This is a genomic window from Pseudomonas sp. NBRC 111133 (genome assembly GCF_001320605.1).
Lineage (GTDB): Bacteria > Pseudomonadota > Gammaproteobacteria > Pseudomonadales > Pseudomonadaceae > Aquipseudomonas > Aquipseudomonas monteilii.
The window spans coordinates 35,013-56,933 of the sequence record NZ_BCBJ01000066.1; the positions used below are offsets into that span (position 1 = coordinate 35,013).

Sequence of the window (21,921 nt, forward strand, 5' to 3'; positions counted from 1 at the left end):
CGCACGTTAGAGCTTTCTGGTTGCGCCATCACGACAGATTGATGCCATGCGCGGCTCACCGGCATCAACCAAGGCCGGCAATACCCCCCTCATCTGTTTCTGGGCAGCGGTTACGGCATAGGCACTCGAACTCCGCCGCAGCCCGGGTCGGAAAGTTGAGGCTCAGGCGCATCTTGTCTTGCGTGTCATAAAGGTCGTAGCCCTCCCCCAACACGGCAGGAAAGCCGAGGCGGCGCGGGTAGATTTCTTTCTGGAGCGGCACGGCAGGAACCACAACGAAGCGCGTCTGCATGATCATCCCTCTTCGGCAGTGCTTTAGTATTAGTACTGCTAGAGGAAAGCATCAAGCTGACTCATGCAAAATTGCGCGGGCGGTCATCAGGCCCGGTAAAGGCTGAATACCCTCATCAGGATGAGCACGCAAAAGCCCAGCAGGCAGAGCACACCGATACCATAGAAAAGTGTTCGCCAAGGCTGCAGCGCCGCCAGGTAGGCCCCTGTGTGCAGGCCCCTGGCCAAGGTGAACACGACGCACAGCCAGGCAGTGAGTGCGGCAGGCGAATCCAGTGCAATGGCCAGCCCGCCAAGGGCAAAAAAAGCCGGGATGTTCTCAAGATCATTGGCCCACACTCTGGCGGCGCGGATTACCTGCGGGCGCTCCGCTGGCTGAGGGGCGCGCTTGAAGACAGCGGCATCCTCCGGGTTGGTGAACGCGACAACGCGCAAGCGGTGGTAACCCTGATAACAGGAGACCAGGAACATCTTCAGGAACAACGCGGCCACGCAAAGCGCAAAGACATGCAAGCCCATCGTCCTCTCCTTGGTAGGGTTTGCCAGCACAGTAGTGATAGGGTTGCTTGCGCTCAATGACCCGTGAGGTCATGGACATTGCACTCAAGGACGATCAGGGCAACGCATGAATCCGCATCTTTTCCATCGAAATACCCCTGCCCCACAGACCACGGCGGGCCAGCATCTGCGTCAGCTGCGCCGGCAGGCCAACCTCAGCCAACTGGAACTGGCGCTGCTGGCGGGGCTGTCGCAGCGTCATCTGAGCTGTGTGGAAACCGGGCGCGCCAAGCCCAGCCCGAGCACCTTGCATGCCCTGCTTTCGGCGCTTGGCGCGCCGCTGGCGTTATGTAATGAGGTGTTCGTCGCCGCCGGGTACGCGCCCCGCTACGCGGCCTCGCCACTCGATGCGCCTGAACTGGCCTTGGTACACACCGCTATCGACCATATCCTGCAGGTGAACAACCCCGCACCGGCAATCGTCATCGACAGCAACTGGGACGTCATCGCCGCCAATACCAGTACGGGTCTGCTGTTGGCGATGGCAGGCGTTACGGCACAACCGGTGACAGGGCTTAACCTCTTGCAAACACTGCTCTGCCCTGGCGGCCTGGGCGACCACCTGGCCAATGCGCAAGAGATCCGCGCCGCTGCCTGGCAGCGCGCCACCAGGGAGGCCGCCGGCAACCCGGCACTGGCCGAGCGCTTGCACAGCCTGCCGGCCCCGGCCAGCCCACTTGAAACGGCGGCGGCGGCTCCCGTGTTGCTCACCCGTGTATGCACGCCTTACGGTGTGCTGACGTTTCTGTCCACCTTCACCACATTCGGCATGCCGCAGGACATTACCGTGCAATCACTGCGCATCGAGCACCTGATCCCTGCCGACCCGCAGACACGGCAGCGGATGCAGGCGGCATTCGAACAGTGGTCGGCCGTTACAGGGTGAACGACAACGTCTGGCCAAGGAACCTGGCACTGACCTGATGCCCGGTTCCATTCAGGTCGAACGGCTGGCACATCGCCCCGGTGGTCACCACATCACCCGCCTTCAGGGTCTGCCCACGCTCGGCGGCGTGGGCATAAAGGTGAGCCAGCGATACCAGCGGGTCGGTTGCCGCATCGCCAGACAAACCCCGCGCCCGACATTCACCGTCCACGTAAACCTCGGTGGTTTCCGCCAGGTCGGCCAACAGGGGTATGTCGATACCTGCGCCCAGGCTGTCGCTGACCACCAGTGCTTCAAACCCGACGTTGTCCGCGACAAAACTCGGCCAGCCGACAGCCTTGCGGTCAACGAAACGCGAACGCACCACTTCGAACGTGACGCAGGTGGCGCGGATATCTTCACTGACCGGCACCCGCCCGGCTTGCGGGGGGATATCACGGTCGAGCACGAAGGCGACCTCGCATTCGACAGTGACGGGCGTTACAGCAGGCAGCTCGATGTGCGCACCGCTTGCGTGGCAGCGCTTGGCTTCCAGCTGGCCAATCAGGGGCCGGGACAAATTGGCTGCACGCATGCCCGCAGGGCTGCCGACACCCAGCTTCCACCCGGCGCGCTGCCCAGCGGCGGCAGCAAAAAACTGGTCCTGGCTGTCGTAGCCTTGCGTCAGCGTCTCGGGCTTGAGGCTGGCGGGCAGCTCCGTCAGCAGGTCACCGCTGTGCCAGTGCTGCAAAAGCAAGGCTGCGGTACGTTGGTGTACGAAGAGCGGACTGTTCATCAAGACCTCATGAAGATGGGTGATGGCGGACGACAGATGCTAGGGCCTGAAATTGATAAGGATAAATATAGTGTCGTGATACCTGGCATCACAAACTGTTCGGCTACACCGGCAGCTCGGTGCAGTGGTGTCCTGGTCCTGACGTTACCGCACCCTGGGGCCACATTTGACCCAAGAGCTGAACGCTGCACCTGGCTGCGTGCTGATTGCCTTGAGTGCACCGTAGTTCGTTTGCGGGCACCCGGCGGACCTGATTGCGCAAGGTAATCACCATTAGGCTTTGTACGAAAAGCCTTGATACTTGGTCATTATGGTTTTCCTTCTTGCCGGTGGTGGCGTTTGCCATTGTCGTCACAGGGGTGCTGCGCGTGCTGTTGCCCGCATGATCCGCTGCGGCTTCTCCATTCCATTGACACACATCAAGCCCTCGCGCCGGGTTCGCGCGACGATGGTTGCAAGCACGGAATGACGCAAGCACCGCCAGGCGCACGGTGCCAAGGTTCACCCTTGACCCTTGTGCGCAACCTTGGACAAGGAGCCCCACATGAACCCGCTGAAACACATACTGGTTGCCACCGACCTGTCCCCCTATGCCCGCAACGCTGCGGAGCGCGCCGCCTACCTGAGCAAGGCGCAACAGGCCTCGCTTGACCTGCTCTACGTTGCCAACCCTGCACCCTTCGAGCGCCTGAAGCAGTTGGTAGTGCCTGACGACGACCTGTTGAAGCGCGTACTGGATAGCGCCGGGGAAAAAATCCACGCGCTGGCCGCCATGTTGTTCCAGCGCTACGACATCTCTGCAGGTGTGCAGGTTGCCAGCGGCTCGGTAACCACGGAAATCACCCGGGTGGTACAGGACAAACACAGCAGCCTGCTGGTGTGCGGCGCCAGGGGCCAAAGCGTGGCTCGGCGCCTGCTGCTGGGCTCGACCGTGCAGAAAATGCTCAGCCGCATGCCCTGCCCTTTGCTGGTGGTCAAGCCTGCCCCTCGTGATGCCTACCGCACGGTGCTGGTTCCCGTCGACTTTTCCCCCGTATCGCTGCGCGCCATCGCGTTGGCCAGGCGTATTGCCCCACAGGCCGAGATCATCCTGTTACATGTGTACGAAGCACCGTTCGAAAGCAGCGTGCGCTTCGCCCATATCGACCACGACACCCTCACCCACTACCGCAATGTGATCCGCAAGGATGCAGTGACACAGCTCGCCGCCCTGAGCAAGGCAGCCGGCATGCCCGATGCACGGCAGATCGTGGTGCATGGCGACCCCGGCTGGCGCATTGCCGAACAGGAACAGGAGCTGGAATGCGACCTGATCGTGGTCGGCAAGCAGGGTACCAGCGCGCTGGAGGAGCTGTTGGTGGGTAGCGTCACCAAGCATGTACTGAACGAATCGCAGTGTGATGTGCTAGTGTCGCCATAACACCCCGGACCAAGCGGGCAGCCTCCTTCCGAAGGCTGCACTGCCTACGGGCAGCATTCCCAAGTCCAGAAACTAATATGTACAGTGGCATTGCCATTGCAAGCGCTCTGCTCAGGGCGTTTCATCGATTGCGCTGATGTTTACTATCAAGCCGCCTGCCTGTCGGCCTGACAAGGCCGTCCCTATAATCCCCAGCAAATCCCCCCGCTCCTGCGCCTGCTACAGGCGATATCCCTCATGGAACCGAACCCCATGCCAAGCAACCGCCAGGCCCCTCGCGGCCTTCCCGAACATAGTCAACAGAGTGTCCTGCAGCAATGGCTGGCAATCCTCTCGGTCGCCGTGGGTGCCTTCGCCCTGGTCACCAGTGAGTTCCTCCCGGTGGGGGTGCTCAACGATGTGGCCAGCGACCTGGGCATCAGTGCCGGCCTTGCCGGCCTGATGGTGACCCTGCCCGGCATCATGGCCGCATTGGCCGCACCCTTGATTTCCGTCGGCGTGGGTGCGCTGGACCGGCGCTACCTGCTGACCGGCCTGACGCTGATCATGATCATCGCCAACGCGACCGTGGCCTATGCCGGCGACTTCAACCTGTTGTTGGTCGGCCGTGTGCTGCTGGGCGTCAGCATTGGTGGTTTCTGGGCGACCGCCATCGCCCTCAGCGGCCGACTGGCACCTGACGGCATGGGCGTGGCCAAGGCCAACTCCATCATCATGGCTGGCGTAACCCTGGCAACCGTCGTGGGTGTACCCGTGGGCACCTGGCTGAGTGGCCTGATGGGCTGGCGCATGACCTTCCTGGTGACTGCGCTGGTGGGCGTGCCCGTGCTGCTGGCGCAAATGTTCCTGCTGCCGCGGCTGATGCCGGAAAAGGCCATTCGCATCAGTGACCTGCCGGCGCTGTTCATCAACCCGCAAGCGCGGGTCGGCCTGATCGCCGTGTTGCTGATTGGCCTGGCGCACTTTGCCGCATACACTTACGTTGCACCGTTCTTCAAACAGAATGCCGGCTTCGACGGGCCTACGATCGGCTCCTTGTTGCTGCTGTATGGTGTGGCCGGCTTCATGGGTAACATCTTCGCCGGCTTTGCAGCCAACCGCAGCGTGCGGCATACCCTGATGCTGGTCGCGCTGATGATCGCCGTCAGCACAGCCCTGTTCCCGCACTTCGCCACCGGCATGACCGGCGCCGCGATGCTGATTGCATTGTGGGGCTTCGCCTTCGGTGCGTTCCCGGCCTGCGCCAACATCTGGATGTTTGTCGTAGCCCCCAAGGATGTCGAGCGTGGCATGCCGCTGTTCGTGGCCATGTTCCAGGTGATCATTGCCGTGGGCTCGTTCTTCGGCGGCCAGGTGGTCGACCACATGGGCACAGCGGTGCTGCTGAGCCTGGCTACGGCGCTGGTAGGCTGCGGCTTTGTCACGGTGTTGGTGCTGGGCCGCAACGTCAGCAACAGCCTGGCGGCGCAGCCAGGCTGAGTTGTAGTGCCGGGGCTGCTGTGCAGCCCCTCGCGGGTAAGCCTGCGTCTGCATACAGGCGCTCCCTGCACTGACCGTCATAACCTGAACCTACCCGCCAGCGCTGTCATCTGCCCGACCAACCCCGACAACGCCTTGCTCGCTTCGCTGGTTTGCTGTGCGCCCGCCGCCGAGTGGTTCGACAGCTCACGGATGTTCAGCAAGTTACGGTCCACCTCCCGCGCCACCTGGGCCTGCTCTTCGGCCGCACTGGCAATGACCAGGTTGCGCTCGTTGATTTCGCCGATCGCACTGTAGATGCCCTCCAGCACCTGCCCTGAGGCCATGGTCACGTCCAGCGTCGACTGGGCACGGTTGGTGCTGGCCTGCATCGAAGCCACTGCGGCCTCGGTGCCCGCCTGCACGCGGCCGATCATCTGCTCGATTTCCTGGGTCGACTGTTGTGTGCGGTAGGCCAACGTGCGCACTTCATCCGCCACCACAGCGAAGCCACGGCCGGCCTCACCTGCGCGGGCAGCCTCGATGGCCGCATTAAGCGCCAGCAGGTTGGTTTGCTCGGACACCGAGCGGATCACCTCCAGCACCTTGCCGATATCCCGTACCTGCCCGACCAACTGCTCAAGGTGCGCACTGCTGGTCTGGATCTCGCGGGTCATGGCCTCGGTGCCGTCGATGTTGTCGCTGACCTGACGACGGCTTTGTGCGGCCAGCTGGTTGGACTCACTGGTGGTCTGCGAAGTGGTGATGGCATTACGTGCAACCTCCTCCACAGCCGTGGTCATTTCGGTCACGGCGGTAGCGGCCTGCTCCAGCTCTTGCCCCTGCTGGCGCAGGTTGTTGGCGCTTTCCTCGGTGACCGCGTTCAATGCCGTGGCAGCAGCGTCCAGCTGCCGGGCGCAGTGGTCGATTTGCCCAAGGGTATCGCGCTGGCTCTGCTGCATGCGTTGCAGTTCATGGAACAGCTGGCCGATCTCGTTATTGCCCTGCCCTTGCACCGGCACGCTCAGGTCGCCACCGGCAATGCGCTGGAAATGCCGACCGGCTTCACGCAACGGGTGCAGTACCCGCTGGGCAATGAAGGCCCAGCACAGCACCGCCAACAGCAAGGTCACACCCAGTAGGCCCAGACTCAACCATTGCGCACGAGCCAAGCGCCGATCGGACTCAAGCATGATCTGCTGGCCACGTTCACTCAGTGCGCCCACCAGTTGCTGACGTAACGCTTGCAACCGGCCCATGGCATTGCCGGCGTCGCTGTTGACCTTGAAGTACTGCTCCAGCGAACGCTGGCGGGTCGCTTCCCGCTGCCCCGCCACTGCCTTGGCGTACTCGGCAAAGGTAGACTGCAACTCGGTTGCCAACGCGCGAAGGGCCGGCTCGCGAGCGTTTTCGACAAACGCGTCGACCAGCTTCTGGCTCTTGTCGTTCAGCTCGACCGACAGCGCCATGCGCTTGCCTGCACTCTCGTCATGGCCACCCAGCTGCTCGATGAAGCCCGAGGACACATTGGCACTGGAACGAATCGCCATGAGCAACGCATTGTTCAACCGGTCCGACTGGTGTGCGGTCTGGTCCAGTTCGGTGATCTGCTGGTCACTGCCCACCGCTGCCCACCAGGCGCTCACGGTAGAAAACAGCAAGGTCAGGCTGAACAGCGACAATACCCAGAACATTCCGGTACGTATCTTCAGGTTGGCAAGCATGCGGGCAGTACTCCTGGTTGGCACCACTTCTGGTCGATGATTCGACGGTGGGTGTGCTGCTATCGGAGGTGCCGGCGCAGGCTTGAGGTGCCTGGAGGCGGTTATGGGCGGTAACCGAACAGATTACGAAGAGACCAGCCTCAACGCCCGAGGAAGTCGACCACAGCCTCAGCGAACGCCTGGGGTTGATCCAGCATGACGAAGTGGAAGCTGCCGTCGATCCGCTTGAAACTGATGCCCCGCGTGCCGGCATAGGCATTAGCGAAGGTTGCATCGACACTGGCCGCAGGTATGCCATACAGCGGGTCATAGGCATACACGACCTCTACCGGCGCCTGGATACGGCCAAGTTCCGGGCGCAAGTCGGTGATCATCAGTTCATGGGTGGCATCGGCTACCGTCTCGCGGTCCGAGCGCAGCGCTGCATCAACCAGTGCCGGCCTGGCCGCTGCGGTCTTGGCTAACCGGTCGATGGCTGCCCGCTGCATCGTTTCGGCCTGCGCTGCCGGTGCCGCCAACATCGCCTCGCGCAAGGCGCCAGCCTGTGATGCTGCGGTTTCAGCGGTTGCCGCCGGATCGATCAATAACGTGTAGAACGGCAGCGCGTCGACCACCATCAGCCGCCCCACCTGCTCAGGGTGACGCGCGCCGAGCATCAGCGCAACCTCGCCGCCCAGCGAATGGCCAATGATGGCCGGTGCCTCCAGGTGCTGGCTGCGGATATAGCCTGCGACTGCCTCGGCCACGGGAGCTGCCACACGCCCCTGCGCAGCGGGCACGGCAGGCGCGCCGGCAAAACCTGCAACCTGCACCAGATGCAGGCGGTGCTGCTGGCGCAGCACACTGGCGAGCCCTGCCCATACCTCACGCGATGAGGCCAGCCCAGGTATCAGGATAACGTCTGGCCCGGCGCCCTCGACCTGCACAGAAATGCGTTCATCAGCCGTAGGCACTGGCTGGCCTGGTGCGGCTAACGCCGAAGACAGGGCAACGCTGGCACCGATTGCCGCAAGCAGGGTTCGTACACGCATAGTGGCCATTCCTTTGACTTGAACCTGGAAAAGCCCGCCACTATAAGGCGTGCCACGCGGCATGGGTAAACTATCGTTTGCAACCCGGTGCGCTACACCGTTAAAGTCGGGGCCTGGGCGCCGGCTGCGCCTGCGGTCCGCGCGAAGGGGTTGCCCGAGCCATACACCCCTACATTTTCGTACCAGCTCCCGGCTTGTCGGCGGACCGAGCCCCAAAGGAGTTGGCATGCCCGCCATCAATGCATCTCGCCACCACGGCCTGCTCGACCTGCCTGCCTTGCGCAAACGCGCCAAGCGCTTGCTGACTGCACTGAAAAACCACGAAGCCGACGACACCCGCGAGCAATTGCGCACGCTTGGCCTGCCCGGCCCCGACTACCGGCTTGCCGACACCCAATGGCTGGTCGCCCGCGAGGCCGGATTTGCCAGCTGGCCCAGGCTCAAGGCCCATGCCGATGCCGTGGCGTTCGCCGCGCGCCATCCCGGTTTTACTGCGGATGACGAGGCTGCCGTACAGCATTGGCGCTGTGGCAACGACATCGCCCACAGCTTGCGCACCGCCGGGTTTACCGGCGCCTTCCAGATGTTCGAAGACCCGATGGTCATGGGGCCGGTACCGGCATTGCCCGAGGCACAGTACTGGCAGGTGCGTGGTGCCTACGTGCAGCAGGCGTTCAAGCTGACCCCACAAGACCTTGAGCAGCGCCAGGCGGTACAGCGCAATGCATTGGCCGGGCTGAGCCACGACAGCCAGCTCGTGTTGTGGTGCGAGGCCGACGCCTACGACCAACTGTTCCTGATTCGCGTGCTCGCCAGCCTGCCCGGCCTGCCCCGTCGGCTGGAGCTGATCGAAATTGACCAGGTGCCCGGTATCGAGCGCTTCATCGGCATCGGCCAACTGGCCCCCGACCTGCTGGCCTGGCTGTGGCCACAACGTCGCGCACTGGGCGAGGATGCACTGGCCCTGGCGCGCCAGGCATGGGCGGCCTACACCGCACCTGATCCACAGGCCTGGGCACGCCTGGCTGGCCGCCAACATACGGCCTTGCCATTGCTGGGTCGGGCACTGGCGCGCCAGCTGCAAGAGCTGCCGGGAGCGATCGATGGTTTGAGCCTTACCGAACGCCTGCTGCTGCGTGCACTGGCGTCACGCGGCGAGATGGCGGCCGGGCGCGTGTTTGGCCAGTTGATGATGCAGGATGATCCCCTGCCTTACTTGGGCGACATGATGTTCCACGTCCTGCTGCAGCCCCTGATCCATGGGCCGCAGCCATTACTGCTGGAAGGTCCTGGAGAGGCCTGGGCACAGCGGCGGTTGCAGCTGACCCCGCTCGCCGAACAGGTGCTTGCCGGGAAGGTCCACTGGCTCGATTGCCACCCCGCACCGCGTTGGGTTGGCGGGGTGCTGATCGACGCGGCGGACAGGCCTTGGGTGGTCAGCGAGCAAGGCGAGGTGTGGCGGCGTCGATAGCGGTTCAGCAAGGGGGCCGCTGGGCGGCCTGCGCCAACCGTTGCGTGGCCAGCCGGATCTCATCCACATCCAGCGAAGCAAACCCCAGGCGTAGGGCGTTCTCGGCATGGCCAAACGGGGAGAACTGCCGCCCACTGCGCACCACCAGGTCCAGCTCCAGCGCTTTCTCGACCAACTCATCCACATTGATTGCGTCGGCAAAGCGCACCCACAGCGCCAGGCCCCCTTCCGGCTCCTGTACGCAAATGTGCTCGCCAAACGCTTCGTGCAAGCACGCCAACAGGGTCTCCCGGCGGCGTCGGTACTCGCGGTTGACCCGGCGCAAGTGCTTCTTCAGCTCGCCCTCATTAATCAAATCCGCCAGCATGCGCTGCATCACCGCATCGCCCTGCCCCAAGGTCAGCGTCGCTCGGCGCTCCAGCACGGCAATCACCTCCACGGGCGCCACGATGTAACTGCAGCGAAACGTACTGCCCAAGGGCTTGGACATCGTGCCGATGTAGATCACATGCCGCTGCTGGCGGTCGCTGGCCAAAGGCAGGTAGGGCCGCCCGGAGAAGTGGTATTCGTAGTCGTAGTCTTCCTCGACCACGCAAAAGTCGTGCTGGCGCGCCAGCTCCAGCAACTGCTGCCGGCGCCCGGCCGGCAGGCTGACCGTGGTGGGGAACTGGTGATGAGGCGTGATGTACATCATCCGTACCTTGTGCTGCCGGCACAGGGCATCGAGCTGATCCACCCGGCAGCCTTCATGGTCCAGTTCCACGGTGACCAGCCGGGCACCCAGCTGACGGAAGATTTCCCACGCAGGCGGATAACTCAGGCGCTCGACCAGCACAACATCACCCGGCTTGAGCAACACGCTGGCCACCAGCGACAACGACATCTGCACCCCCTGTGTCAGGCAGATATGCTCGGCGCCAACGTTCAGGCTGCGATTGTGCCGCAGCATGTCAGCCAGGGCGCTGCGCAGGTAGCGGCTGCTGCATTCACTGCCGTGGCGCACGCTGTTGCTGATGAAACTGCTGCGCAAGGCATTGCGGTAATAGCGGTGCAGTACAGCCTGCGGCAGCAGGCGGTGGTCACAGGCACCGTTGTCGAAAAACAACGCACCTGGGCGCCCCTGCTGCGCGGCGGCCTGCTCGTTCGCCGCAAAGTAGGCAACAGCGGGTTCCTCGGGCAGCGCCAGGGCAAAGCGCCGGGTGGCATCCGGTTCGGCCCGCGCACTGGCCGCCAGCTGCTGGCTGACAAAGGTGCCCCGGCGCTGCACGCTTTGTAGCCAGCCTTTGGTTTCGGCTTCCTCATAGGCCAGGATCACCGTCTTGCGGTTGACGTTCAGCAATTGCGCCATCTCCCGCGTGCCCGGCAAGGGCGTGCCAGGGCGCAGGCGACCCTCACTGATCGCGGCCACCAAGCCCTCGACAATCTGCCGGTACGAAGCTTGCGCCCCGTCGAGTTTGAGCAGCGGCTGCCATTTACGAAGCTGGACCATGTAAATTATCCAAATCTGGAGGTTCTGCTGGTCCTGGACTATAGCAACAATCAAAGCTCCATTTGAGCCGAGGTGTTCATGCAAAGCCGCCACGTCATTGAATTGTCGCCCTCGGGCAAAACCTTCGAAGCCAGCCACGAGTTGCTGCTCGATGCCATGCTCGCCAGCGGCTTGCCGGTACCCTTCTCCTGCCGCCGTGGCGCCTGTGGCTCGTGCAAGGTCAAGGTGGTGTCGGGGCAGTATCACGACAAGCAGCGAGATGCGGACACACCGGCCCCCTCCTATCCCCTGGCTGCCGACGAGATGCTGCTGTGTCAGAGCCACGCCTGCAGCGACATGTGCCTGGAGATACCCGGCTGGTCACTGGATACCCCGGCACTGGAAGTCCGCGCCCAAGTGGTTGACCGGCGCGCGCTGAGCACGGATATCGTCGAGCTCGTGCTGCAGCCTGCCCAGCCACTGGATGTTCGGGCCGGCCAGTATGTGCGGTTCCAGCTGGGCAATGGCGACAGCCGCTGTTTCTCCATTGCCAACCTGCCAGCCCAGGAACAGGGGCAACTGGTGTTTCACATTCGCAAGGTCAGCGGTGGCCTGTTCACCGAAGGCGTGTTGCCCACCCTGCAAGCAGGTGCTTCAGTAACGCTCGAAGGCCCACTGGGTGCCTGCACCTGGCAACACGAGGACCAACGCCCGTTGGTGCTGCTCGCCACCGGCACAGGTTATGCCGGCATCAAGCCCTTGCTGCTGACTGCCTTGGCCCGCGATGCCGAGGTCACGTTGTATTGGGGCGGTTCATCGCAAGCGGACTTCTACGACCATGAGTTTCTCGAACAGGCCAGCCATGCGCACCCACGCTTTCGCTGGCACCCGGTACACTCGGACCAGGCGCGAGTGCAGCAGGCGGCGCTGGCCCACCCGCATCGCTGGGACGATACCCAGGTCTACGCCTGCGGCAATGCCACAATGATCAGCCAGGCCCGCGAACACTGCATTGCGGCAGGCGTACACCCCCATCGTTTTGTCGCCGAAGCCTTTGTCGCCAGTGGCGCACCGGCAGCGCAGGCCTCATCGGCCAGCACACTGCACCCGGAGCTGGAAAAGGTCGGCCCGCGCTATTCGCTGGACGGCATGCTCGCAGCCCGCGAGCAGTCGGTACGGTCCGTGGCCGCGATAGCCAGCCAACTGCAGGTCGGCATGACCACTGCACAGGCGCTTGAAATGGCCGCGCAAACCCTGCAGGCGATGGGTGCGTCGCACACCTGGCACCCCACCTACATCCGCTTCGGCGATGACACCGTGCGTACCCCACGGCAAGGTATTGATCTGCAACGCGTATTACGTACCACGGATATCGTCGTGGTCGACGTCGGCCCGGTCTGGGATGGTTACGAAGGTGACTATGGCGACACCTTCGTGTTCGGCCAGCACGAACTGCACCACGCCTGCGTCAAGGCATTGCATGAGGTGTTCGACGAAACCCGTCAGGCCTGGGGCCTTGGGCTGACCGGGCGCGAACTGTATGACTTCGCCGAACGCAGTGCCCAGGCCAAAGGCTGGCAGCTCGAGCGCAACTTGGCCGGGCACCGCATCGCCGATTTCCCCCATGTGCTGTATGGGCAGGACAAACTGGCCGAGGTAGAGATCGTCCCTAGCGAGGTGGTATGGGTACTGGAAATACAGCTGTGCCACCCTACCGAACCCGTCGGGGCGTTTTTTGAAGACATCCTGATTGGCGAGGCCAGGCCTGTCGTGGCGACCACAGCTTGAAACGACCGTCAGGACGCGAGGTGCGCGTCAATCAGGCGCGCAACCCCTTCGGCATGCCTGTGGCCCAAGCCATGACCGGGCTGATCGAGTCTGCGCCAACGCAAGGCGGAATCTCAAGGGTTGTTGGCTCTGATGGGTTTAGACCTACTGAAGTGCCCAAATCAGCAGCGAACGCTATGCCTGCCAAGGGCGAAAGCGGACACGCGTGAACGGCTGCTTTCGACCCAGGCTGTGTGAAAACACCTGCGATTGTCTAACCTTCTGATCGTCGAGATCGTGGCGGGGACGATCATGAAACGGTTCATTGAAGGTGAAGCCCGGACGCAAGTCACGCTGCTGCCGGAGTGCCTGGATGATTACATCACCGAAGAAAACCCAGTTCGGGTGGTCGACGTTTTCGTCGATGAACTCGGGTTCGAGGGTGTCGATCCGGCTGCAACGGGTCGTCCGGCCTACCATCCAGCAGTCCTGCTAAAAATCTACATCTATGGCTACCTCAATCGGATTCAGTCCAGCCGCCGGCTTGAACGCGAGGCAGCGCGCAATGTCGAGCTGATGTGGTTAGCGGGCCGGTTGGCGCCTGACTTCAAAACGATTGCCGACTTTCGCCGAGACAACGGCAAAGCCATTCGCAGCGTCTGCCGGCAATTCGTAGTGCTTTGCCGCAACCTCAATCTTTTCTCCCCAAGCGTTTAATGCGTCCGTATACGGCTATCTGGGCCGCTGCCGCGGCCCAGATAGCACAGGCAGCGCCTGGCGCCCGACTGAGTGAGACCTGCACTTAGATCTGCTGAATTTACAGGCTGACCCAGCTTCTTTCGCTCCTCGACGTACTTACTTGCGTTTTCACACAGCCTGGACCCACAGCAGCCGTTCGACGTGTCTACGGAACCATCGGCGATTCAGCTCTGTATCCGACATCAGGGTAACCATCGCCACGGCGTGCCCGGACAAGGCGTAAAAATCAGTTCACCCGGAGTATGGGGCAACGATTTCAATGAGTAAGAATACGACATGCTCATGACCTCAAATAGACCGGATATTGACTCTCTTGGATAGTTCTTCCGCCGACTCTTTGCGCTCGGAGTAGCGATCTACCAAATAATCCTGGCGATCACGCAGCAGCAGCGTGAACTTGGTCAATTCCTCCATCACGTCGACCAGCCGATCGTAGAAAGAAGACGGCTTCATGCGCCCGGCCTCATCGAACTCCAGGAAGGCTTTCGGCACCGACGACTGGTTCGGGATGGTAAACATACGCATCCAGCGGCCAAGCACACGCAGTTGGTTCACCACGTTAAAAGACTGCGAGCCACCGCAAACCTGCATCACGGCGAGGGTCTTGCCCTGGGTCGGGCGAACGGCGCCCATGGCCAGCGGTACCCAATCGATCTGCGCCTTGAAGACAGCACTCATTGAGCCGTGACGCTCGGGTGAGCACCACACCTGGCCCTCGGACCACTGCATCAGCTCGCGGAGTTCCAGCACCTTCTCGTGGGAGTCCGGAGCGTCATCCGGCAGCGGCAGGCCGGAAGGGTCGAAAATACGGGTTTCGGCGCCGAACTCTTCCAGCAGGCGCGCAGCTTCCTGGACCATCAAGCGGCTGAATGAGCGTTCGCGGGTCGATCCGTAAAGCAGCAGGATGCGCGGTTTGTGTGTGGAAGGATCCTTCGGCGCCAGCCGCTCCAGCGACGGCAGATCAATCAGTTCTGGTTGGACATTTGGCAGGTGGTCGTTCATTTCGGTCTCCATTGGTCCAGGGCCTAAAGCGCGCCGATGCGGGCAAGCTCGGCTTTCAGTTCGTCCTGGCTCAGTTGCGAGAAAGGCAGCGCAATGAAGGCGCGCACGCGCTCATCGATCTTCGCAAGTGTTGTCTGGAAGGCTTCTTCGATTTCTGCCTCACTCCCGGTGACCGCCGAAGGGTCGGCCAGGCCCCAGTGGGCTTTGAGCGATGGGCCAAAGAAGATCGGGCAGGCCTCGCCGGCAGCACGGTCGCACACGGTGACAACGATGTCGGGAGGAGAGCTCTCGAAGGCATCCGAGGCCTTGCTTGAAAGACCAGCGGTGGGGATACCGGCGGCTTCCAGGGTATTCAGTGCCCGCTCATTGACCTTACCGCTTGGAAAGCTGCCCGAGCTCACAGCTTCCATACCCTCGGGGGCCAGGTGATTGAACAGCGCCTCGGACAGGATGCTGCGGCAGCTGTTGTGGGTGCACATGAACAAGACTTTCATCAGGTATCTCCGGTTCAAAAGCTCAGGCGGATGGCCAATGCGGCCAAGGTGGCAAGCAGGATCGGCAGCGTCAGGACGATGCCGGTGCGGAAGTAGTAACCCCAGGTGATGACGATGTTCTTGCGGGCCAGCACGTGCAGCCACAGCAAGGTGGCCAGGCTGCCGATGGGGGTGATTTTCGGACCGAGGTCACAGCCGATGACGTTGGCGTAGATCATGGCCTCGCGCACAATGCCGGTGGCTTCGGCAGAATGGATCGACAAGGCCCCTACCAGCACAGTGGGCATATTGTTCATGACCGACGACAGGCCAGCGGCGAGCAACCCCGTCCCGAGGGATGCGCCCCAGATCCCGTAGCCGGCGAAGACATTGAGGATCTGCGTCAGGTACTCGGTGAGGCCGGCGTTACGCAGGCCATAGACCACGAGGTACATGCCAAGTGAGAACACCACGACCTGCCAGGGCGCGTCCTTGAGCACCTTACGGGTAGAAATAACGTGCCCGCGCGCGGCGATCAGGTAGAGGATCAGCGCACAGGCAGCAGCGATGGCGCTGATCGGTACACCCAGCGGCTCGATGGCGAAGAAGCCGACCAGCAACAGCGCAAGCACCCACCAGCCGGCAACGAACGTCGCCTTGTCGCGGATAGCGGCTTCGGGAGCCTTCAGTTGGTCGAGTTCATAGGTACGCGGCAGGTCCTTGCGGAAGAACCACAGCAGCATGCCCAACGTGGCGGCGATGCTGACCAGGTTCACCGGCACCATGACCGAGGCGTACTCGCTGAAGCCAATGCCAAAGTAGTCGGCGGAAACGATGTTCACCAGGTTGGATACCACCAGCGGCAAGCTCGCGGTATCGGCGATGAAGCCCGCCGCCATGACGAATGCCAGCGTCGCCGCCGGGGAGAAGCGCAGGGCCAGCAGCATGGCGATGACGATCGGGGTCAGGATCAGTGCCGCACCGTCGTTAGCGAACAGCGCCGAGACGGCGGCGCCCAGCAGGATGATGAAGGCGAACAGCTTGCGGCTGCTGCCATTGCCCCAGCGGGCCACGTGCAATGCCGCCCACTCGAAGAACCCCGCCTCATCCAGCAGCAGGCTGATGATGATGACGGCGATGAAAGTGGCGGTAGCGTTCCAGACGATCTGCCAGACCACGGGGATATCGGACAGGCTCACGACGCCCGCCAGCAGTGCCACGACGGCCCCCAGTGCGGCGCTCCAGCCCACGCCCAGGCCTTTGGGCTGCCAGATGACGAGAACGATCGTCACCAAGAAAATCAAAAAAGCGATCAGCATGGCTACAACTCAATCAGCGAAGGGAAGTCTTAAGCACAGGCAACAGGGCTCTGCGGCCGCTCGCCCATTTCGGCAAGGCGCAATGCATCGGGGCTCAACCATTCCTGGTTGGCTTCGACAACGCCCTTCAGTATCGCGTCCACCCACTGCGGCAGTTCGGGGTGCAGTCGGTAGTACACCCACTGACCCTTGCGGCGATCCATCAGGATTCCAGCCTCGCGCAACTGAGCCAGGTGCCGGGAGATCTTCGGCTGGCTCAGTTCCAGCGCGTGGGTAAGTTCGCAGACACAGAGTTCGCCTTCACGGGCGATCAGCAGGGTCATCCGGGCCCGGGTGTCATCAGCCAGGCATTTGAAAACGATGGGGGGTGTCAGTGTTTCCCGCATGTGACCTCCTGGGAAATGCGTGTACGGCCAATATCTGCAAAACCGAATATATGACGACTCGAATATACGGTAAAGTAGATATTTACAATCGACTCGCCTTACGGGACGTCATAAAAACCGGAAAATGCCCGCGCTCTGGGCCCTATACTGGCCGTCGATACCATCCCCAGACTCTCCAATGAACCAGCCTGATATCTCTGTCCGGTTGCTTGGTACCGATCAAATCCAAGGCCTGGCTGAGCATCTGACTGCAGCGGGCTTGCCGACCCAAGACCTTTTGCAGCCCGAAGGTGGGACATCACCGTACCCGCAAGCACCAGATGCACCATGCCCAGCGGAACGGTTTTCTTCGGGTTGTGAATCTCGTGAGTCGCACCTCAGCCATGAGGCAGCCTCTGAAGGCTGAGACCTGTAGTAGCGGGTTTACCCGCTCCTACAGGAATCGGGCCCTGTTTCAGGGCGATAGTGTTGCCCCTAGCCCATCTGCTGCCACAGGATCAGCAGCCCAGGCACCCAGGCGGTGAAGATCGCGCATACCAGGGTCATCACCGCCACCAGCCGCTGGATTTTCCTGGCCAGTGCCAACAACAGGAAAAAGCTGAACCACAAAACCGTCCACGCGGCCCAGTTCAGCACATCCCACACCTTCATCAGGCCCTCGGCGCCCGGGATGGAGCTGACCGTCACCACCAGCGCCGTCACGCTGACGAACAGGCAGAACCAGCCCAAGCCGCGGCCGTCGACCTGCAACAACTGGTTGGCGGCCACCCACAGGTAGGTAAAGGCGAACAGGATGGTCAAGGCACCCGCCTTGATGCCTTCGGCCGCGCCCACCACGAAAATCAGGTAGACCGCCACCAATAGGCTGAGCAAGCCGACAAACAGGTTGATCACCGCCACTTCACGGTCGGTGATACGCCCCATCAGCCAGATGCTGTTGATGAACAACACCGCACCCACATACAGCAGAACCAGTCCGTACAACATGGCAACCTCTTCTCATTCGAATTGTTTAAGGGTTTTTCTTGCCATTTCCAACATCGACAACCGCTGTTTCATTGCCTCTTTCGACAGGTAGGCATGGGCTTCAGGCTCCTGCCAGCCCTGAGCCGCCATCAACAGGACCTTGGCCTTGTTGATGTCGGCTTGGTGTTCCAGGCGCTCCTGCAACTGGGCGTTCTTCTGCATCAAACGGGCGTGGGCTTCGCTATTGCTCCTGGCGCACACCAGCGCCGGCAGCACCTTGTGGCTGTCCAGCGGCAGCACGATCACGCCATGGCACCCCAGCTCCAGAATCTGCGAGAGGATGGTCGGGCTTTCGTACTCCACCAGCGCGACAGCGGTCAGGCGAACCCCGCCCTGGGCCAGCAGCTTGCCCAGTTCGCCATGGTGGCGCCCTTCGAACACCCCGCAAAACACCAGGTCGGTGTGGGTGTCGAACGCCTTGGGCGGTGGCCAGTACTGCTTTACCGAACAACCGATGCGCATCAGTTGCAACACCAGGGCATCGGTGATTTCACTGGGCGGGCAAACAATGCCTACATGCAGCTCACGCAGCGTATTCAGGATGTTCGTGGTGCTCATGAGGGGCCGCCTCCCGCCATGCTCGCCGTCCAGTCATCGAGGTTGTGCACCACCACATAGGGATCGGGGCGGATAGCCACGGGCGACTGCCATTTGATGCAGATCTGCCCGCTCGCATCGATCTCGCCTATGCGCGCGAACAGGTGCGAATGGTTGTTCTGCTGCTCCACATGCACCCTGCCCTGGGGGCTGTCCAGGCTCGCGTGGTACAGGTGATTGCGGATCACCTCCACCTCAAGGCTTTCGGTGGCATTCACCGCCTGGCACAACATGCGCATCTGGCTGTAGGCGGCCTCGGCCCAGGCAGTGATGCGCACATCAGCCGGGAAAAACGCCCGACACGCGCTGACGAACGCTTGGCTTTGTGGCGAGTCGACACTGGTGAAATACGGCGCCACGACGATGTTGCCACAGGCCACCTTGGCGCCCATCTCGGCGATTTCGGCCTCACTGGTGGTCAGGCTGGCAATGGGCGGCCGAGGACCATTACCGTAACGCTGCGCCAATGCCTGATAGAAACTTGCCGTACCCGTACCGACCACGGTCGAGAACACCACATCCGGGGCAGCGCGAACCACCCGCTCCACCACCTGGGCCAGGTCATCGGCCGAGGGGTACAGTGGCATGTAAGCCTCCTCCACCACTTCGCCGCCATGCTGCTTGTACAGGTGGCGCATGACGTGGTTGCTTTCCCGGGGGTAGATGTAGTCCGAGCCGACGAAGGCGACCCTGGCGCCATAATGGCGGGTCAGGTAAGCCGCCAGCGGCGCGCTGTTCTGGTTGGGTGCCGGCCCGCCATAGATGATGTTGGGTGAGTACTCGAACCCCTCGTAAGGCGTGGGATAGAACAGCAAGCCATCCGCGCGCTCGACCACCGGCATCACGGCTTTACGGGTATGCGACATGTAGCAGCCGAGCATCAGGCGCACGCCGTGGTTGCGCACATAGTCGTCGCACAGGTTGCGGTACCGGTCCGGGTCGCCCCCGGGGTCACCGACCAGGGTCAGCACCGGCTGGCCAAGCACACCGCCTTCGCGGTTCACCTGTTCTGCCGCCAGCAACGCGCCGCAGCGCTGCGAGCGCTCGATGGCTGCGGTAACGCCGCTTTCGGCGAACAGCAAGCCCACCTTCAATTGCCTGTCTTGTCTACTCATCACACTGTCCTGTTGCAGCCATCATGTAGACACCGAAAAACGGATACGCCCGCGTTCGAGGTGTCCGGCCACCGTGATGCAGGCCACTTCGGCCCGGCAGGGGATGCGGTTGCCGAGCAGGTACTCGGCCAGCGGCACCTCCAGTTCGTGGCGGATGAATCGCTTGAGTGCGCGGGCGCCGAACTCCACGTCATGCCCTTCGCTGGCCAGCTTGCCGACCACTGCCGCATCCAGTTGCAGGCGGCAGTGATGCTTGGCCAGACGCCGGTTCAGGCGCGACACTTCAAGCTCGACGATGCGCTCGCTCACTGCCTGTTCGATGGCGTTGAACACCACGGTGCTGTCGATGCGGTTGACGAACTCGGCAGAAAAACGCTTCACCAGGCGTCGCCGCACAAGGGCCAGCAGACGCTCCCGTTGCCCTGCCCGCTGCCCCAGCAAACGCCGCAGCGATACCAGCGGGCCAAGCCGGTGCTGGCGTATTTCGTCTGCCGCCAGGTTGCTGGTCATGAACACCAGGGTATTGCGGAAATTGAAGCTCTTTTCCCCGGAAGCCAAGCGCAGCAGGCCATTGTCGAACACATTGAGCAGCGCCTGGGACACCTCCTTGCTGGCCTTTTCCAGCTCATCGAACAGCACGATCCCCGGGCGCCCCTGGCTGCCGTCCAGCAGCGCCTGGTCGAACAGCGTGCGGCCCTCCTTGGCGCCAGCATAGCCCGGCGGCGCACCGGTCAGGGCAGCGGCGTAATGCTCCTGGGCCAGCGTGTTCATGTCGACCCGGCAGAAGGCATCGGCATCACCGTGCAGTGCGCGGGCCAGGGCGCGCACGATCTCGGTCTTGCCAACCCCGGTCGGGCCAAGGAACAACGCCGTGAACAATGGCCGGCGCGGGTCGAGAATATCCGCACGCACCACCGTGAGCACATCTTCGATGGCCTGCAGGGCTTCGTCCTGGCCCAGTACTTCGCTGCGTAACACCTGCATGATAGCGGCGACGTCGAAGCGGAATCGCGACTGCAGGGTGTCTTCGCTACGCAGGTGGGTTTCGACGATTGTCCGCGTGTGGCAGTTTTCGGCATTCAGTGCAGCGCTGGAGGACGCGTCGCGGCGCGTCTGCTCCAGCAGGTCGTTCAAGAACGGCATGGTCTTCCCCTCAACGGTGAAACAGCGTGCCCGCAGGCACGCCGGGCACGCCCTTTAACGGGCTTCCTTTTCCTTCGCGTCGTAAGGAAGGCTGCCAACCGGGCACTGCGCCACCCCCGAGGTGCGCCGGGTAATGGCCTCGACATTTTCGCGGGCCTTCTCGGCATCCAGCACCCAGGTGCGGTAGAAGTCGAACGGGCATTCGGCGATGCCACGGTCACCGTCTCCGGACAAATGCATGCCGCTGTAACCGCGGTGCAGAATCTTGTACAGGTGGTTCTGCGACTGGTCGTTTTGCCGTGCATCGCGAATCTGCGAGATCGACAGCTGGGCGTACTGAATGCCCATTTCCTCTTCACCGCACTCGCCCAGGGTGCGGCCATCGAAGCCGATGATCGCCGAGTGGCCGAAGTAGGAATACACACCATCGAAGCCGGCGGCGTTGGCCACTGCCACGTAGCAGTTGTTGGCCCAGGCCATGGCCTTGGCCATCAGCACCTGCTGGTCCTTGGCCGGGTACATGTAGCCCTGGCATCGCACGATCAGCTCGGCGCCTTTCATGGCGCAGTCGCGCCAGATTTCCGGGTAGTTGCCGTCATCGCAGATGATCATGCTGACTTTCAGGCCCTTGGGGCCATCGGCAACGTAGGTCTGGCCGCCCGGGTACCAGCCTTCGATCGGGCACCAAGGGATGATCTTGCGGTACTTCTGCACGATCTCGCCGTTGTTGTCGATCAGCACCAGGGTGTTGTAGGGCGACTTGCGCGGGTGCTCTTCATGGCGCTCGCCGGTCAGCGAGAAAACGCCCCAGACATTGGCCTTGCGGCAGGCCTGGGCGAACACTTCGGTTTCCACGCCGGGCACGACCACGGCGGTTTCCATCATTTCTGCCGGGTCGTACATGATGCCCTGCAGGCTGTACTCCGGGAAAATCACCAGGTCCATGCCCGGCAACCCCTGCTTCATGCCGACAATGATGTCGGCGATCTTCCTGGCGTTTTCGAGCACTTCATCGCGGGTATGCAGGCGCGGCATCTTGTAGTTGACCACGGCCACACCGACGGTGTCGTTGCTGCTGGAAATATCACCATGACGCATGTTGAACACCTCTTGTTGTTATTTTTCAGGGACGACAAAAAGCCCTCTCCGCATGCGGAGAGAGCTCATTTGCTCTTTGGGGTTCGGGGTGGAGGCAGCGGCATCGCCATTGATGCGCAGCTCCTGACAACCAACGGTATATGCCGGGTGTGGC

The 21,921-nt window shown here is 62.3% G+C and carries 20 protein-coding genes and 1 pseudogene; 6 read left to right on the top strand and 15 right to left on the bottom strand.

What is annotated here, in order from left to right:
* Positions 1-64 precede the first annotated feature (64 nt).
* Both APH36_RS14505 and APH36_RS14510 read right to left on the bottom strand, forming a co-directional pair.
* Positions 65-298: a hypothetical protein gene (locus tag APH36_RS14505; protein ID WP_016714321.1), complete on the bottom strand. Its 234-nt coding sequence runs from the start codon at positions 296-298 to the stop codon at positions 65-67.
* Positions 299-378: 80 nt separating this feature from the next.
* A complete protein-coding gene (locus APH36_RS14510) occupies positions 379-810 on the bottom strand; it encodes an MAPEG family protein (protein ID WP_060499195.1) in 432 nt (143 codons plus the stop codon).
* A gap of 106 nt (positions 811-916) precedes the next feature.
* On the opposite strand from APH36_RS14510, the gene APH36_RS14515 reads away from it, so the two are divergent.
* A complete protein-coding gene (locus APH36_RS14515; RefSeq protein WP_025753189.1) occupies positions 917-1,735 on the top strand; it encodes a helix-turn-helix domain-containing protein in 819 nt (272 codons plus the stop codon).
* On the opposite strand, the gene APH36_RS14520 is transcribed toward APH36_RS14515, so the two are convergent.
* Positions 1,725-2,510 carry a 2-keto-4-pentenoate hydratase gene (locus tag APH36_RS14520; RefSeq protein WP_060499196.1) on the bottom strand — a complete coding sequence of 262 codons (786 nt, stop codon included), beginning with the start codon at positions 2,508-2,510 and terminating at the stop codon, positions 1,725-1,727. The two genes, APH36_RS14515 and APH36_RS14520, sit on opposite strands and share 11 nt — an antisense overlap.
* A gap of 544 nt (positions 2,511-3,054) precedes the next feature.
* Between APH36_RS14520 and APH36_RS14525 the strand changes: the two genes are divergently transcribed.
* Positions 3,055-3,930 carry a universal stress protein gene (locus APH36_RS14525; protein ID WP_060499197.1) on the top strand — a complete coding sequence of 292 codons (876 nt, stop codon included), beginning with the start codon at positions 3,055-3,057 and terminating at the stop codon, positions 3,928-3,930.
* A gap of 252 nt (positions 3,931-4,182) precedes the next feature.
* Positions 4,183-5,409, top strand: a complete 1,227-nt coding sequence (locus APH36_RS14530; protein ID WP_060499291.1) for an MFS transporter — start codon at positions 4,183-4,185, stop codon at positions 5,407-5,409.
* 77 nt (positions 5,410-5,486) lie between these two features.
* Here the strand turns inward: APH36_RS14530 and APH36_RS14535 are convergent, their stop codons facing one another.
* Together APH36_RS14535 and APH36_RS14540 are read right to left on the bottom strand one after the other, a co-directional pair.
* The gene (locus tag APH36_RS14535; RefSeq protein WP_060499198.1) at positions 5,487-7,112 is read right to left on the bottom strand and encodes a methyl-accepting chemotaxis protein; all 1,626 of its coding nucleotides are present in this window, start codon (positions 7,110-7,112) and stop codon (positions 5,487-5,489) included.
* A gap of 140 nt (positions 7,113-7,252) precedes the next feature.
* On the bottom strand, positions 7,253-8,143 hold the full coding sequence (locus tag APH36_RS14540) for an alpha/beta fold hydrolase (RefSeq protein WP_060499199.1): 891 nt from the start codon (positions 8,141-8,143) through the stop codon (positions 7,253-7,255).
* Between the two features lie 226 nt (positions 8,144-8,369).
* Between APH36_RS14540 and APH36_RS14545 the strand changes: the two genes are divergently transcribed.
* Positions 8,370-9,614, top strand: a complete 1,245-nt coding sequence (locus APH36_RS14545) for a DUF1835 domain-containing protein (protein WP_060499200.1) — start codon at positions 8,370-8,372, stop codon at positions 9,612-9,614.
* A gap of 4 nt (positions 9,615-9,618) precedes the next feature.
* On the opposite strand, the gene APH36_RS14550 is transcribed toward APH36_RS14545, so the two are convergent.
* Entirely contained in the window at positions 9,619-11,103 is a 1,485-nt protein-coding gene (locus tag APH36_RS14550) for a PLP-dependent aminotransferase family protein (protein ID WP_060499201.1), read from the bottom strand.
* 78 nt (positions 11,104-11,181) lie between these two features.
* Between APH36_RS14550 and APH36_RS14555 the strand changes: the two genes are divergently transcribed.
* Positions 11,182-12,870 carry an NAD(P)H dependent flavin oxidoreductase family protein gene (locus APH36_RS14555; protein WP_060499292.1) on the top strand — a complete coding sequence of 563 codons (1,689 nt, stop codon included), beginning with the start codon at positions 11,182-11,184 and terminating at the stop codon, positions 12,868-12,870.
* Between the two features lie 291 nt (positions 12,871-13,161).
* Positions 13,162-13,563: pseudogene (locus APH36_RS14560) on the top strand (transposase); the annotation flags it as partial.
* A 333-nt stretch (positions 13,564-13,896) separates the two neighbouring features.
* Here the strand turns inward: APH36_RS14560 and arsH are convergent.
* From arsH to APH36_RS14605, 9 genes are all read right to left on the bottom strand, one after another.
* A complete protein-coding gene (gene arsH / locus APH36_RS14565; RefSeq protein WP_023048559.1) occupies positions 13,897-14,610 on the bottom strand; it encodes an arsenical resistance protein ArsH in 714 nt (237 codons plus the stop codon).
* A gap of 23 nt (positions 14,611-14,633) precedes the next feature.
* On the bottom strand, positions 14,634-15,104 hold the full coding sequence (locus tag APH36_RS14570) for an arsenate reductase ArsC (RefSeq protein ID WP_023048558.1): 471 nt from the start codon (positions 15,102-15,104) through the stop codon (positions 14,634-14,636).
* 14 nt (positions 15,105-15,118) lie between these two features.
* Positions 15,119-16,402, bottom strand: a complete 1,284-nt coding sequence (locus tag APH36_RS14575; RefSeq protein ID WP_019099351.1) for an arsenic transporter — start codon at positions 16,400-16,402, stop codon at positions 15,119-15,121.
* Positions 16,403-16,431: 29 nt separating this feature from the next.
* On the bottom strand, positions 16,432-16,788 hold the full coding sequence (locus tag APH36_RS14580; RefSeq protein WP_025753212.1) for a metalloregulator ArsR/SmtB family transcription factor: 357 nt from the start codon (positions 16,786-16,788) through the stop codon (positions 16,432-16,434).
* Between the two features lie 474 nt (positions 16,789-17,262).
* Positions 17,263-17,775: an AmiS/UreI family transporter gene (locus APH36_RS14585; protein WP_060499203.1), complete on the bottom strand. Its 513-nt coding sequence runs from the start codon at positions 17,773-17,775 to the stop codon at positions 17,263-17,265.
* A gap of 12 nt (positions 17,776-17,787) precedes the next feature.
* Positions 17,788-18,372 (bottom strand): ANTAR domain-containing response regulator, encoded by a 585-nt coding sequence (locus APH36_RS14590; protein ID WP_060499204.1) that lies wholly within the window; start codon positions 18,370-18,372, stop codon positions 17,788-17,790.
* Entirely contained in the window at positions 18,369-19,526 is a 1,158-nt protein-coding gene (locus tag APH36_RS14595; RefSeq protein ID WP_060499205.1) for a transporter substrate-binding domain-containing protein, read from the bottom strand. The genes APH36_RS14590 and APH36_RS14595 overlap by 4 nt, the downstream gene beginning before the upstream one ends.
* Positions 19,527-19,547: 21 nt before the next feature.
* Positions 19,548-20,669: an AAA family ATPase gene (locus tag APH36_RS14600; protein WP_060499206.1), complete on the bottom strand. Its 1,122-nt coding sequence runs from the start codon at positions 20,667-20,669 to the stop codon at positions 19,548-19,550.
* 54 nt (positions 20,670-20,723) lie between these two features.
* Entirely contained in the window at positions 20,724-21,767 is a 1,044-nt protein-coding gene (locus APH36_RS14605; RefSeq protein ID WP_060499207.1) for an aliphatic amidase, read from the bottom strand.
* Positions 21,768-21,921 lie beyond the last annotated feature (154 nt).

What these genes read in the sequence shown, in the direction of transcription:
- APH36_RS14505 (WP_016714321.1), bottom strand. Translation starts at nt 298, where the DNA reads ATGATCATGCAGACGCGCTTCGTTGTGGTTCCTGCCGTGCCGCTCCAG.
- APH36_RS14510 (WP_060499195.1), bottom strand. Translation starts at nt 810, where the DNA reads ATGGGCTTGCATGTCTTTGCGCTTTGCGTGGCCGCGTTGTTCCTGAAG.
- APH36_RS14515 (WP_025753189.1), top strand. Translation starts at nt 917, where the DNA reads ATGAATCCGCATCTTTTCCATCGAAATACCCCTGCCCCACAGACCACG.
- APH36_RS14520 (WP_060499196.1), bottom strand. Translation starts at nt 2,510, where the DNA reads ATGAACAGTCCGCTCTTCGTACACCAACGTACCGCAGCCTTGCTTTTG.
- APH36_RS14525 (WP_060499197.1), top strand. Translation starts at nt 3,055, where the DNA reads ATGAACCCGCTGAAACACATACTGGTTGCCACCGACCTGTCCCCCTAT.
- APH36_RS14530 (WP_060499291.1), top strand. Translation starts at nt 4,183, where the DNA reads ATGCCAAGCAACCGCCAGGCCCCTCGCGGCCTTCCCGAACATAGTCAA.
- APH36_RS14535 (WP_060499198.1), bottom strand. Translation starts at nt 7,112, where the DNA reads ATGCTTGCCAACCTGAAGATACGTACCGGAATGTTCTGGGTATTGTCG.
- APH36_RS14540 (WP_060499199.1), bottom strand. Translation starts at nt 8,143, where the DNA reads ATGCGTGTACGAACCCTGCTTGCGGCAATCGGTGCCAGCGTTGCCCTG.
- APH36_RS14545 (WP_060499200.1), top strand. Translation starts at nt 8,370, where the DNA reads ATGCCCGCCATCAATGCATCTCGCCACCACGGCCTGCTCGACCTGCCT.
- APH36_RS14550 (WP_060499201.1), bottom strand. Translation starts at nt 11,103, where the DNA reads ATGGTCCAGCTTCGTAAATGGCAGCCGCTGCTCAAACTCGACGGGGCG.
- APH36_RS14555 (WP_060499292.1), top strand. Translation starts at nt 11,182, where the DNA reads ATGCAAAGCCGCCACGTCATTGAATTGTCGCCCTCGGGCAAAACCTTC.
- arsH (WP_023048559.1), bottom strand. Translation starts at nt 14,610, where the DNA reads ATGAACGACCACCTGCCAAATGTCCAACCAGAACTGATTGATCTGCCG.
- APH36_RS14570 (WP_023048558.1), bottom strand. Translation starts at nt 15,104, where the DNA reads ATGAAAGTCTTGTTCATGTGCACCCACAACAGCTGCCGCAGCATCCTG.
- APH36_RS14575 (WP_019099351.1), bottom strand. Translation starts at nt 16,402, where the DNA reads ATGCTGATCGCTTTTTTGATTTTCTTGGTGACGATCGTTCTCGTCATC.
- APH36_RS14580 (WP_025753212.1), bottom strand. Translation starts at nt 16,788, where the DNA reads ATGCGGGAAACACTGACACCCCCCATCGTTTTCAAATGCCTGGCTGAT.
- APH36_RS14585 (WP_060499203.1), bottom strand. Translation starts at nt 17,775, where the DNA reads ATGTTGTACGGACTGGTTCTGCTGTATGTGGGTGCGGTGTTGTTCATC.
- APH36_RS14590 (WP_060499204.1), bottom strand. Translation starts at nt 18,372, where the DNA reads ATGAGCACCACGAACATCCTGAATACGCTGCGTGAGCTGCATGTAGGC.
- APH36_RS14595 (WP_060499205.1), bottom strand. Translation starts at nt 19,526, where the DNA reads ATGAGTAGACAAGACAGGCAATTGAAGGTGGGCTTGCTGTTCGCCGAA.
- APH36_RS14600 (WP_060499206.1), bottom strand. Translation starts at nt 20,669, where the DNA reads ATGCCGTTCTTGAACGACCTGCTGGAGCAGACGCGCCGCGACGCGTCC.
- APH36_RS14605 (WP_060499207.1), bottom strand. Translation starts at nt 21,767, where the DNA reads ATGCGTCATGGTGATATTTCCAGCAGCAACGACACCGTCGGTGTGGCC.